Origin of the sequence: Streptomyces sp. NPDC046862, from assembly GCF_040704615.1 — a bacterium.
In the GTDB taxonomy this organism is placed as follows: domain Bacteria; phylum Actinomycetota; class Actinomycetes; order Streptomycetales; family Streptomycetaceae; genus Streptomyces.
The window spans coordinates 1-14,307 of the sequence record NZ_JBEYXP010000108.1; the positions used below are offsets into that span (position 1 = coordinate 1).

A 14,307-nucleotide genomic window follows, 5' to 3' on the forward strand; every position below is an offset into this window, starting at 1 on the left:
GTCGCGGCTCATGTGGCGGGTGTGTGGTCGTTGGGGGATGCGTGTCGGGTGGTGGCGGCGCGTGGGCGGTTGATGCAGGCGTTGCCGTCCGGGGGCGCGATGTGGGCGGTCCAGGCCGCTGAGTCGGAGATCACCGAGGGGTCGGGGGTGTGGGTGGCGGCGGTGAATGGTCCGTCGTCGCTGGTGATCTCCGGCGAGGAGGACGCCGTACGGACGGTCGCGGACCGGTTGTCCGGCGAGGGCCGACGCGTGAAGCGCCTGGCGGTCAGCCATGCGTTCCACTCGGGGCTGATGGATCCGATGCTGGAGGACTTCGCCTCGGTGTTGTCCGGTGTCACGTTCCGTGAGCCGGTCGTTCCGGTCGTGTCGAACGTGACGGGCGAGGTGGCCGGGACCGAACTGTGCTCACCGGAGTACTGGGTACGGCATGTGCGGGCGACGGTCCGGTTCGCCGACGCCGTTCGCGCGGTGCGGACCCGGGGTGTGGGCACGGTGCTGGAACTGGGGCCCGACGGCTCGCTGGCCTCGATGGTGCAGGAGACCGCTCCCGACCTGCTCGCCCTCGGGGCACTGCGCCGCGACCGCGACGAGGCGGACACGCTGATGGGGGCCGTGGCGCAGGCATACGCGCGGGGCGCGGACGTGGACTGGCGGGCCCTGTTCGACGGGACCGGCGCGCGGCGGACGGAGCTGCCCACGTACGCCTTCCAGCACCGCGCGTACTGGCCCGAGACGGCCGCCGGACCCGCCTCGGACGTTCTCGTGGAGGCCGGGCTCGCGCCGGCGGACCACCCTTTGCTGCACACCTGGCTGGAGTCGGCGTCCGGAGGGGAGGTGGTGGCCACCGGGCGGCTGTCGGCGGCCACGCACCCCTGGCTGGCCGACCACACGGTGCTCGGTTCCGTGCTGGTGCCCGGCACCGCCTTCCTGGAGCTGGCCTGCTGGGCCGGGCAGAGGCTGGGCTGCCCGGAGGTGAGCGAACTGGTCCTGCACGCCCCCCTGGTGCTGGCCACCGACACGGCGACCCAGGTGCAGCTCGTGATCGGGCCCCCGGACGACAGCGGCCGGCGTACCGTCGGCGCGTACGCGCGCCCCGCCCCTGCCCACGGCACGGCACCCGGTGTGGACCAGCCGTGGACCCGGCACGCCGAAGGCCTCCTCGCGCCCGCGTCCGCAGTCCCGGTGGAGCCGCTGCCGTGGCCCCCCTCGGACGCCGAGCCCGTGGCCGCCGAGGACTGCTACGCGCGCCTGGCCGACGTCGGCGTCACCTACGGACCGGCCTTTCTCGGGCTGCGGTCGGTGTGGCGGTCCGGCGAGGAGGCGGGCGTCCTGTACGCGGAGGCCGACCTGCCTGACGAAGTCCGCGCCGCGGCCGGGCGGTTCTGCGTGCACCCGGCGCTGCTGGACGCGGCCCTGCACGCACTCGGCGTGGACCTCTCGGCGGCGGAGCCGGCCCGGCTGCCGTTCAGCTGGCGCGGTGTGCGCGTGCACGCCATCGGCGCCGAGGCGGTACGGGTGCGGCTGGCGCGGTCCGAGGACGGCACGGTCGGCGTCACGGCGGTCGACGGCACCGGTCTGCCGGTGGTCACCGTCGAAGGCCTGGTGCTCAGGGAGGTGACGGACGACCGGTCGGCGGTATCGGGGCCGGGCGGTGCGACCCTCCACCGGGTCGAGTGGACCGCGCTGCCGCCGATCGCCGATCCCGCTCCTGTCCGACCCTTCGCCGTGTCGGTCCCCGCCGGGGGCGGTTCCGGTCCCGTCGTGCTTCCCGACGCCGGCTCACCGCCCGACGCCGTGGTGGTTCACCTCCCACCCGGCACCATCCGGACGGTCACCGCGTTCACCCTGCGGCTGCTTCAGCAGTGGGCCGAGGCCGACGAGAGTTTCGCGGACACCGCCCTGGTGGTGGTCACCCGCCGGGCCGCGACGGTGGCGGACCCCGGGCTGCCGGTGGCCGCCGCCTGCGGCTTCGACGGCGGGGACGTGCCGTCGGCCCATGCCGCCGCGGCCGGTCTCGTCCGGTCGGCACAGGTCGAACAGCCGGGTCGCGTCGTCCTGTTGGACATCGAAGGCAGCGAGAACACCGAGCAGAGGAAAGACGCCGACACTGTCAGGGGCGGTGATGGCACGGAGAGCACCGGGGACGGCGAGGGCGTCGGCAGTGTGTCGCTGACCGACTCCGTTCTCGCCGAGGCCCTCGCCCACGGTGAGCCGGAACTCGTGGTCCGCGGGGGGCGCCTGTACGGCAGGCGCCTCGTCCGCGTCACCGGCACCGCCCCGCTGGAGATGACCGGCGGCATGTGGCGGCTGGACACGACCGTGCCGGGGTCGCTCACCGACCTGGCCCTCGTGCCCACCGTCCCTCCGGCTCAGGAGCTGGACCACGGACAGGTACGAGTCGCCGTCCGAGCCGCCGGAGTGAACTTCCGCGACACCATGATCGCCCTGGACATGTACCCCGGCGAGGCCGAACTGGGCACCGAGGGTGCCGGAGTGGTGCTGGAGACCGGACCCGGAGTGAGCCGGTTCGCGCCCGGCGACCGGGTGATGGGCCTGCTCGACGGGGCGTTCGCACCGGTCGCGGTGGCCGATCACCGGATGCTGGCCCCGGTACCGGAGGGCTGGACCCTCGTCCAGGCGGCCGCAGCGCCCGTCGCCCATCTCACCGCCTGGTACGGACTGCGGGACCTCGCCGGCGTACGCCCGGGCTCGCGGGTGCTCGTCCATGCCGCGGCCGGCGGGGTCGGTACCGTCGCCGTGCGGCTCGCCCGTCTTCTGGGCGCCGAGGTGTACGCCACCGCGAGCGAGGCCAAGCGCGGTGCGCTGCGGGCGGCAGGACTGGACGACGCGCACACCGCCGACTCCCGGACCACGGACTTCCGCGAACGGTTCCTCGACGCGACCGACGGCCAGGGCATGGACATCGTACTGAACTGCCTGGCCCGGGAGTTCACCGACGCCTCGCTGGAACTGCTGCCCCGGGGCGGACAGTTCGTCGACATCGGCAAGACCGACCTCCGTGCCCCGGAGCGAGTGGCCGCCGACCATCCCGGCATCGTCTACCGGAGCTTCGACCTCGGTGACCCCGGCCCCGACCGCATACAGGAACTCCTCACCGAGCTCGGCGAGTTGTTCGCCACGGGCGAGCTCGCCCCGCCACCGGTCACGGTGTGGGACGTGCGCCGCGCCCGCGAGGCGTTCCGCGCCGTCGCCCAGGCCAGGATCACCGGCAAGGCCGTGCTCACCATCGGCCCGGCCGACGGCGCGGACGGCACCGTCCTCGTCACCGGCGGCACCGGGGCGCTCGGCGCGGCGGTGGCCCGCCACCTGGCCACCGCCCACGGGGTGCGCCGGCTGGTGCTCACCTCGCGCTCGGGTCCCGACGCTCCCGGCGCGGCCGAACTCCTCGCCGACCTCCGCGACGCGGGTGTGGACGTGCAGGTGACGGCCTGTGACGTCGGCGACCGGAACGCCGTGGCCGCCCTGCTGGACCGGCTCGACACCGAAGGACAGCGACTCAGCGGGGTCGTCCACTGTGCCGGAGTCGTCGCCGACGGCGTCCTCGCCTCCCTCACTCCCGAGCGGCTCGACGAGGTTCTGCACGCGAAAGCCGACGGTGCCCGCCATCTGCACGAGCTGACCCGCGAACACTGCCCCGACCTCGACCTGCTCGTGTTGTTCTCCTCCATCTCCGCCACGTTCGGCGCCGCCGGGCAGGCCAACTACAGTGCCGCCAACGCCTACCTGGACTCGCTCGCCGAGCGGCGCCGGGCCGCGGGGCTGCCCGCCGTCTCCATCGCCTGGGGCCTGTGGGAACAGAGCAGCACGATGACGGCCGGACTCGGTGCGCGGGACCGGGAACGGGTGCGTCGGACCGGCACCACCGCGCTGTCCACCGAGCGGGCCCTCGCCCTGTTCGACGCGGCGCTCACCGCCACCTCCGCGAGCGTCGTGGCCGCCCCACTCGACCTCCGCGCGCTGCGGGACCGCCACCGGCAGGAGCCCGTGCCCGCCCTCCTTCGGGACCTGCTCGGCACTGTGCCCCGCCAGGCAGCCGCCCTGCGGCAGCAGAGTTCCCCCAGCGCGGACTTCACAGCCCGGCTCACGGCCCTGCCCGCCGAGGAACGGCACGGCTACGCGCTCGCCCTCGTCCTGGAAGAGACGGCCCAGGTCCTCGGCCATGCCCGGACCGCCGACGTCGACGCCGACCAGTCGTTCAAGGACCAGGGCTTCGACTCCCTCACGGCCGTGGAACTGCGCAACCGGCTGCGCGCGGCGACCGGTATGAACGCCCCGGCGACCCTGGTCTTCGATCATCCGTCGCCGGTGGCGCTCACCGCGCACCTGCTCCAGTGGGCGCTGCCCGCCGCGCCGGACCCCGAGGAGGAGTTGCTCCGCGGCCTCGACCGACTGGAGACCGTTGCCGAAACCCTCACCGCGGGCGGCGCGGCGCACACCGAGGTGGCCGGCCGGCTGCGCCGCGTCCTGCACCGGCTCGACACCGGCGCGCTCGCCGCGACCGGTCCGGCCGACGGCGAGGACACCCTCGGCGGGGCCACCGCCGACGAGGTCCTTGCCTTCATCGACAGCCAGTTCGGTGACCTGACCTGATGCGAACCGACACGACGTCACCAGACGTCACGCGACCGGACGCCGCGTGAGTCGCCCCCAGCCCTCCCCGAACCGTACGGCCCGAATCGGAGTACCCGTGGCGAACGACGAGAAGGTTGTTGACTACCTCAAGCGGGTGACCGCCGATCTCCAGCGCACTCGCAACCGGCTGCGCGAACTGGAGGCCGACCGCCGGGAGCCCTTGGCGATCGTGGCGATGGCCTGCCGCTTCCCCGGCGGCGTCGCGACCCCCGACGACCTGTGGGACCTGGTGCACGAGGGCCGTGACGCCATCGGTCCGTTCCCCGAGGACCGAGGCTGGCGCACCGAGGCCCTGCGGGCCGGCGGGGCCCGGCTCGAAGGGGGATTCCTCCACGAAGCCGGGGAGTTCGACGCCGGCATCTTCGGTATCTCGCCGCGGGAGGCGCTGGCGATGGACCCGCAGCAGCGGCTGCTGCTGGAGACGTCCTGGGAGGCCATCGAGCGGTGCGGCCTCGATCCGGCCACGCTCAAGGGCAGCGACGGCGGGGTGTTCGTCGGTCTCTCGGATCAGAAGTACGGCCCGCGCGACGACGAGGCGCTGCGCGAGGTCGAGGGCCACGTGGTCACCGGCACCACCCTCAGCGTCGCCTCCGGCAGGCTCGCCTACTTCTACGGCCTCGAAGGCCCGGCGCTGACCGTCGACACCGCGTGCTCGTCCTCCCTGGTCGCGCTGCACCTGGCCACGCGCGCGCTGCGTGACCGCGAGTGCTCCTTCGCACTGGTGGGCGGTGCGGCCGTGATGGCGGGGACCAGCCTGTACGAGGAGTTCCTGCTGCAGGGGGGCCTCGCGGGCGACGGCCGCTGCAAGTCCTTCGCGGACGCCGCCGATGGCACCGGCTGGGGTGAGGGCGCCGCCGTCCTCGTACTGCGCCGCCTGTCCGACGCGCAGCGCGAGGGGCAGCGGGTGCTCGCCGTGGTGCGCGGCACGGCGGTGAACCAGGACGGGGCGTCCAACGGCCTGACCGCCCCCAACGGCCCCTCCCAGCAGCGGGTCATCCGTGCCGCCCTCGCCGACGCGGGCCTCAGCCCCGCCCAGATCGACATGGTCGAGGCCCACGGGACCGGCACCCGGCTCGGCGACCCCGTGGAGGCCCAGGCCCTCTTCGCCGCCTACGGCCAGGACCGGCCCGAGGGACAGCCGCTGTGGCTCGGTTCCCTGAAGTCCAACATCGGCCACACACAGGCCGCGGCGGGCGTCGGCGGAGTCATCAAGACGGTGCAGGCCCTGAGGCATGGTGTCCTGCCGCGCACCCTGCACATCGGCACACCCACCACGGAGGTTGACTGGTCGTCCGGCGCGGTGCGGCTGCTCGAAGAACAGCGCGGATGGCCTCGGACGGGGCGGCCTCGCCGGGCGGGCGTGTCGTCGTTCGGCATCAGCGGGACCAACGCCCACGTCATTCTGGAACAGGCGCCGGAACCGATACCGAACCAGGCGGTGGACCAGGCGCCGGAACGGGAACCGTCCGGCCCCGGGGATGCCGAGCGGGACCGCCCCGTGGCCCTTCTCCTCTCCGCGCGCACCCCCGACGCCCTGCGCGCCCAGGCCGACCGGCTCGGTGCCTTCGCCGGGCGGAACGGGGCCCCGGAGCCGATGGAGCTCGCGCGGGCGCTCGCCGGGGGACGAGCCCGGTTCACACAGCGGGCCGTCGTGGTCGGGAGCGGGCGGGACGACCTGCTCGCCGGACTCGACGCACTGGCAGACGGGCGGCTCTCCCCCCGGGTGGTGACCGGGACCCGCGGCAAGGACGGGCCGTTGGCGTTCCTCTTCACCGGGCAGGGCGCCCAGCGCGTCGGCATGGGTGAGGAACTGCGCGCCGCCCACCCGGTGTTCGCGGACGCCTTCGACGCCGTACGCACCCGGCTCGACCCGCATCTGGACCGGCCCCTCGCCGAGGCGCTCGGCTCGCCGGAACTGCTGGGGCGGACCGCGTACACCCAGACGGCGCTGTTCGCCTTCGAGGTGGCCCTCTTCCGGCTGCTCGAACACTGGGGCCTGCGCCCCGACTTCCTGCTCGGCCACTCCGTGGGCGAACTCGCCGCCGCGCACGCCTCCGGAGTGCTCTCCCTCGACGACGCCTGCACCCTCGTCGCCGCCCGCGCGACCCTCATGGACGCGCTCCCCGACGGCGGCGCCATGGTCGCGGTGGAGTCGGCCGAGAACGACGTGCCCGATCTCCTCGAAGCCGCCGGGACCACGGACCGGCTGGCCGTGGCGGCCGTCAACGGACCCCGCGCCACCGTCCTGTCGGGTCCCGCCGAATCCGTGGACGCCACCGCCGCCCTGTGCGCCGAACGCGGCCTGCGTACCCGGCGTCTGAAGGTCAGCCACGCCTTCCACTCGCCGTTGATGGACCCCATGCTGGACCGCTTCCGCGAGGTCGCCGAAGGCCTGACCTACCACGCGCCACGCATCCCCGTCGTCTCCAACGTCACCGGCGCCCTGGCCACCGAGGAGCAGCTCCGCTCGCCGGACTACTGGATCCGGCACGTCCGGGAAGCCGTACGGTTCCACGACGGCGTACGGCTGCTCGGTGCACTCGGCACTGCCGCATGCCTGGAACTCGGCCCCGACGGCGTCCTCAGCGTGCTGGCCCGTGACTGCCTCACCGACAACCCGGAGGACGCCTCGCCGCCCGCCTTCGTCCCCGCGTTGACCCAGGGCCACCACGAACCGACCGCGCTGCTCACCGCCCTTGCGACCCTCCATGTCCGCGGCACCGCCGTCGACTGGACCTCCGTACTCGGCCCCGCGGCCGACGGACTGCGGGCCGACCTGCCCACCTACCCGTTCCAACGCAGCCGCTTCTGGCTGCCCGCAACGGCCGGAAGCGGGGCCCAGCTGCCGGGCCCTCCGCCGCCCGTCCCCGAGACGCGGACGGCCACGGCCGACGGCACCCCGCTCGACCTGGACCTGGTCCGCAGCGTCGCCGCCGCCGTCCTCGGCCATGCCTCCCCGGACGCCGTCGCTCCGGACCGTTCCTTCAAGGAACTCGGCTTCGACTCGCTGTCGGCCGTACGGTTCCGCGACCGTCTCGCCGAGGAGAGCGGGCTGACGCTGCCCGCCACCCTGGTCTTCGACCATCCCACCCCCGAAGCCGTCGTCGCCCACTTCAGCGGCGCACCCGACGGCGACACCGCCGTCCCCGCCCGCGCCCGGCTCACGGACGAACCTCTCGCTGTCGTCGGCATGGCCTGTCGCTATCCGGGCGGTATCACCAGCCCCGAGGAACTCTGGCAGCTGGTCGCCTCGGGCGGCGACGGCGTCACCACGTTCCCCCGCGACCGCGGATGGGACCTGACCGCGCTGCGCCGGACCGGCGGCCGGGTGCCCGTCGGCGGCGGATTCCTGCACGACTCCGCCGAGTTCGACGCCGGCTTCTTCGGCATCTCGCCGCGCGAGGCGCTGGCGATGGACCCGCAGCAGCGGCTGCTGCTGGAGACGTCCTGGGAGGCGTTGGAGCGCGTCGGCCTCGACCCGGCCGCACTGAGCGGCAGCCGCACCGGCGTCTTCGCCGGCATCGCGGGCTCCGACTACGCCGACGTGCTCGCCGCCACACCCGAGACCGAGGGCCACGTCATGACCGGCACGGCCGGCAGCGTCGTCTCCGGCCGGGTCGCGTACGCGCTCGGCCTTGAGGGCCCGGCGGTCACCGTGGACACCGCCTGCTCGTCGTCCCTGGTCGCGCTGCACTTGGCGGGGCAGGCGCTGCGCGCGGGGGAGTGCGACCTCGCGCTCGCCGGTGGCGTCACCGTCATGAACACCAGCGGCGGCTTCCTGGAGTTCGCCCGCCAGGGCGGCCTGGCCCCGGACGGCCGGTGCAAGGCGTTCGCGGACGCCGCCGACGGCACGGGCTGGGCCGAGGGCGCCGGCGTCGTCGTACTGGAGCGGCTGTCGGACGCGAGGCGGGGCGGGCACCGTGTGCTCGCGGTCGTCCGCGGATCGGCCGTGAACCAGGACGGCGCGTCCAACGGCCTCACCGCCCCCAACGGGCCTTCTCAACAGCGGGTCGTCCGCGAGGCGTTGGCGCACGCGGGGCTGTCCCCGGCGGACGTGGACGCGGTGGAGGCACATGGCACGGGCACGCGACTCGGTGACCCCATCGAGGCGCAGGCCCTGCTCGCCACCTACGGACAGGACCGTGAACGACCCCTGTACTTGGGGTCGTTGAAGTCGAACATCGGGCACAGCATGGCGGCGGCCGGTGTCGGTGGCGTCATCAAGACGGTGATGGCACTCCAGCACGGTGTGCTCCCGAAAACCCTCCATGTCGACGAGCCGACCCGTCAGGTGGACTGGTCGCCGGGAACGGTGGAGCTGCTGACGGAGAACCAGCCGTGGCCCGAGACCGGCCGCTCGCGCCGCGCCGGCGTGTCGTCCTTCGGGATGAGTGGCACCAACGCTCACGTCATCCTCGAACACACCCCTGAGGAGCCCGCCCCCGGTGCGGAGCATGGCGCCGACGCACCCGCCGTCCGCCCCTGGACGCTCTCCGCCCGCACCCCCGAGGCCCTGCGCGCCCAGGCCGGCCGCCTCGCGGACCACCTCGACCGCACACAGGCCCAACCGGCGGCAGTCGGCAGGGCCCTGCTCCACAGCCGCTCCCTCTTCGAGCACCGCGCGGTCGTCATCGGCCGCGACCGCGACGACCTGCTGACAGGCGTACGCGCGCTCGCCGACGGCACGGCCACCGCTCCGACGGTGATCACCGGCACGGCCGGACCCGTCGGACGCGGCCCCGTCTTCGTGTTCCCCGGTCAGGGGTCGCAGTGGGTGGGAATGGCGGTGGAACTGCTGGACGCCTCCCCGGTGTTCGCGGCGCGGATGGGGGAGTGCGGACAGGCTCTCGCTGCGTTCGTGGACTGGTCGTTGACCGATGTCCTGTGCTCGGGCGGTGCGTTGGACCGGGTGGATGTGGTTCAGCCGGTGTTGTGGGCGGTGATGGTGTCGCTGGCGGAGGTGTGGCGGTCGTACGGTGTCGAGCCGGCCGCGGTCGTCGGCCACTCGCAGGGTGAGATCGCGGCTGCGGTGGTCGCGGGGGCGTTGTCCCTCGAGGACGGCGCGAAGGTCGTGGCGCTGCGGTCGAAAGCGATACTGGCCCTGTCCGGGTACGGCGGGATGGCGTCCGTGCAGCTGTCGGTGGACGAGGTGCGGAGCCTGACGGGAGTGGCGGACGGCCGGGTGGACGTGGCCGCGGTGAACGGTCCGTCGTCGGTGGTCGTGGCCGGTGCGCCGGACGACCTGGACGAGGTGATCGCGGAGGCGGCCGGCCGGGACGTACGCGCCAGGCGCATCGACGTGGACTACGCCTCCCACTCCGCCCAGGTCGAGCGAATCCACGCCGAACTCCTCGCGGTGCTGGCCGACTTGGCGCCCTCGGCTTCCGAAGTCCCCTTCTACTCCACGGTCACCGCCGACTGGCTCGACACCAAGGGGCTGGATGCCGAGTACTGGTACCGCAACCTGCGTTCCACCGTCCGTCTCGAACCCTCCGTCAACGGCCTGCTGAATGCCGGACACCACGTCTTCGTGGAGATCAGCCCACATCCGGTGCTGACCGCCCCGATCACGGAGACCGCCGAACGTGCGGGAGCCGAACCGCTCGTCGCGGGCACCCTTCGCAGGAGTGAGGGCGGACTCGCCCGGATGTACGCCTCGCTCGCCGAACTCGCCGTCGGCGGCGTACGGGTGGACTGGTCGCAGGTCTACGCCGACCGGAGTCCCGCGTCGCCCGAGCCCTGCGTCGACCTGCCCACCTACGCGTTCCAACGCCGTCGGTACTGGCCGCGGACGCTGCCCGGGACCCACGCGGCCGACCCCGCCCACGAGGAGTTCTGGCAGGCGGTCGAGGCGCAGGACGCCTCCGCTCTCGCCGGCGCGCTCGACCTGCCGGCCGATGATCCGGCGCTGGCCACCGTCCTGCCTGCGCTCTCCTCCTGGCGCCGTGACCGGCGCGAGCGCACCGCGGTGGACGCCTGGCGGTACGCCGTCGAATGGCGTCCCATGAACCTGCCCCCTGCTCCCGCGGCCCCCGCCATCCTGCCGGGGACCTGGCTGGTCGCCGTACCGGAGGCGCTGCGGGACGAGCCCGTACTCGCCGCGGTGGTGGACGCCGTGCGGGAGCGCGCGGAGCACGGCGCGCTGCTGACCGTGCCCGCGGACGCCGACGCGGAGAGCCTCGCCGCGCGCATCCGGGAGGTCGCGCCGACCGCTGTGGTCGCCCTGACCGGCGCCGACACCACACCGCACCCGCTCGACTCCGTGGTGCCGACCGGTCTCGCCACGACGCTGGCCCTGTTCCAGGCGCTCGTACGGACCGGCACGGTCGCTCCGCTGTGGTGCCTGACCCGGGGTGCCGTCGGCACCGCCGATGACGCGGGGCCCGCTGACCCCGCCCAGGCCGCGGTCTGGGCGCTCGGCCGCTGCGCCGCCGTCGAACTGCCTCAGCACTGGGGCGGGTTGATCGACCTTCCGGCTACCGTCGACCAAGCCGTCACCGACCACCTGCTGACCCTTCTCGCCGGGCACGACGGCGAGGACCAGATCGCCCTGCGCCCCAGCGGCGCCCATGTCCGCCGCCTCGCCCACGCCTCCGCCCCGGTTTACGAGAACGGCGGCAGGACCGGCTGGATCCCGCGCGGCACTGTCCTCGTCACCGGCGGAACCGGCGCCCTGGGGGCCCACGTCGCGCGCTGGCTCGCCCGCGACGGCGCCGAACACCTCGTCCTGCTCAGCAGGCGGGGGGCCGCCGCGCCGGGAGCCGACCAACTCCGCGCCGAACTGGAGGAGTCAGGCGTCCGCGTCACCCTGGTCGCCTGCGACACCACCGACCGCGGCGCCCTGGCCGCGGCCCTGGCCGGGGTCGAGTGCGACGGCGACCGCATCCGGGCCGTCGTGCACGCCGCCGGCGTCGGCCTCCTGGGGCCCGTCGCCGAGGCCGCGTTCGGGGATCTGGGCACCGTTCTGTCCGCGAAGGTCGCCGGTGTCGAAAACCTCGAAGCCGTCCTCGACCCGGACCAGCTCGACGCCGTCGTCTACTTCTCCTCCATCACCGCCGTCTGGGGCGCCGGTGACCATGGCGTCTACGCCGCGGGCAACGCCGTGCTGGACGCGCGCGCCGAGCGGCGAAGCGCCAATGGCGTACCGACCCTCTCCGTGGCCTGGGGGCCGTGGGCGGGCGGTGGCATGGTCTCCGACACCATCTACGACCAGCTCCGCGCCACCGGGCTGCCCGTCATCGACCCGGAGACGGCCGTCGCCGGCCTGCGCACCGTCCTCGCCGACGGGGACACCTCGGTGATCCTCGCCGACGTCGACTGGGAACGGTTCACCGAGGTCTTCACCACCGGCCGTCCCAGCCACCTGCTCGACGACATCCCGGAGGCCCTGCCCCCCGCGGACGAGGAGACGTCCGGCGGTTCCGCCGCCCCGGCCTCCGACCTCGCCCGCCGCCTCTCCGGCCTCGACCCGGCCGCGCGCACCCGCGCCCTGCGCGAGCTGGTCCGTGAACACGCCGCCGCGGTCCTCGGCCACCCCGACCCTGACGCCGTCGACCCGAAACGGGCCTTCAAGGAACTGGGCTTCGACTCGCTCACCGCCGTCGACCTGCGCAACAGGCTCGGTGCCGCAACCGGCGTACGGCTGCCCAGCACCCTCGTCTTCGACCACCCCACCATGAGCGCCCTCGCGGACTTCCTCGGCGACAGGCTCTTCGGCGTGCGGGACCGTCCGGCGGAGGCCGTGGCGGTCCGGGCCGCCGCCGACCGTGACGAGCCCGTCGCCATCGTCGCGATGGGCTGCCGCTACCCCGGTGGCATCGGCTCCCCGGAGGACCTGTGGCGGGCGGTCCACGACGGGACCGACCTCGTCAGCGCGTTCCCCACCGACCGCGGCTGGCCGCTGCACCGGCTCCACGATCCCGACGGGAGCACCCCCGAGTCCAGCTACGTCGACCGGGGCGGCTTCCTGCACGACGCCGCCCTCTTCGACCCGGCGTTCTTCGGCATCTCCCCGCGTGAGGCGCTGGCGATGGACCCGCAGCAGCGGCTGCTGCTGGAGACCTCCTGGGAGTCCCTGGAGCGGGCCGGCATCAACCCGTCGTCGCTGCGCGGCAGCCGCACGGGCGTATACGTGGGCATCAGCGAACAGGGGCACACCGCCCGGCTGCTCGATGCCGCCACCGACGTCGAGGGCTACTTCGCGACCGGCGCCGCCGCCAGCGTCGCCTCGGGCCGCATCTCGTACACGTTCGGCCTGGAGGGCCCGGCCGTCACCGTCGACACCGCCTGCTCGTCGTCTCTGGTCGCCCTTCACCTGGCGGTGCAGGCGCTGCGGGCCGGCGAGTGCGACCTCGCGCTCGCGGGCGGCGCCACCGTCATGTCCGAACCCGCCTCCTTCGTGGGCTTCAGCCGGCAACGCGCCCTCGCCCGCGACGGCCGCAGCAAGTCCTTCGCGGCGGCGGCCGACGGCTTCGCCCTCGCGGAGGGCGTGGGTGTGCTGGTGGTGGAGCGCCTCTCGGACGCCCGGCGCAACGGACACCCGGTGCTGGCGGTCGTACGCGGCTCGGCGGTGAACCAGGACGGCGCGTCGAACGGTCTCACCGCGCCCAACGGCCCGTCGCAGCAGCGGGTCATCCGCGCCGCCCTCGCCGACGCCGGACTGACCCCCGCCGACGTGGACGTGGTGGAGGCCCACGGGACGGGCACGCGACTGGGCGATCCGATCGAGGCGCAGGCGTTGCTGGCGACGTACGGGCAGGACCGGGAACGGCCCCTGTACCTGGGGTCGTTGAAGTCGAACATCGGGCACACGCAGGCCGCGGCCGGTGTCGGTGGCGTCATCAAGTCCGTGATGGCCCTGCGCGAGGGCACGCTGCCGCGGACGCTGCACGTGGACGAGCCCACTCCCGAAGTGGACTGGTCGGCGGGCGGCGTCCAGTTGTTGACGGAACGTCAGTCGTGGCCGGAGACCGGGCGGCTGGGGCGGGCGGGTGTGTCGTCGTTCGGGATCAGCGGCACCAACGCCCACGTCGTCCTGGAACAGGCGCCCGCCGAGGACGCGTCGGCGTCCGCGGTCGACGGGCTGGAGACGGACCAGCCGGAGACGGACGGACCGGGGACGCTACCGGACGTCGTCCCCGTGGTGCTCTCCGCACGGGACGAGCCGTCCCTGCGCGCCCAGGCCGCCCGCCACGCGGGTTTCCTGACCGATAACCCCGGGCTCCCCCTGCGGGACCTCGCCTTCTCCCTCGCCACCACCCGGGCCGTCCTGCCCAGCGCCACGGTCCTGGTCGCAGCTGACCGCGACGAACTCCACCAGGCGCTCAGCGGGCTCGCGGAAAGCGGCGCAACCACTGTCGACGAGACGTCGGGCGGGGGCTTGGGAGTGGTGTTCTCGGGTCAGGGGTCGCAGCGGGTGGGGATGGGGCGTGGGTTGTACGAGGCGTTTCCGGTGTTCGCGGCGGCGTTCGATGGGGTGTGTGCGGGCTTTGAGGGGTTGTTGCCCGGGTCGTTGAAGGAGGTTGTCTTCAGCGGTCCGGACGGTCCGGACGGTCCGGACGGTCCGGCGGGGGTGTTGGAGTCGACGGGGTGGGCGCAGCCGGCGTTGTTCGCGGTGGAAGTGGCGTTGTTCCGGTTGGTGGAGTCGTGGGGTGT

The 14,307-nt window shown here is 73.9% G+C and carries 2 protein-coding genes; both read left to right on the forward strand.

The features are described from left to right. Positions 1-12: 12 nt before the first annotated feature. Positions 13-4,611, forward strand: coding sequence for an SDR family NAD(P)-dependent oxidoreductase (locus tag AB0959_RS52295; protein WP_366834090.1), 4,599 nt, complete (start codon positions 13-15; stop codon positions 4,609-4,611). 97 nt (positions 4,612-4,708) lie between these two features. Continuing rightward, positions 4,709-14,307 (forward strand): type I polyketide synthase (locus AB0959_RS52300; RefSeq protein ID WP_366834089.1); only part of this gene is annotated, 9,599 nt, incomplete at its 3' end.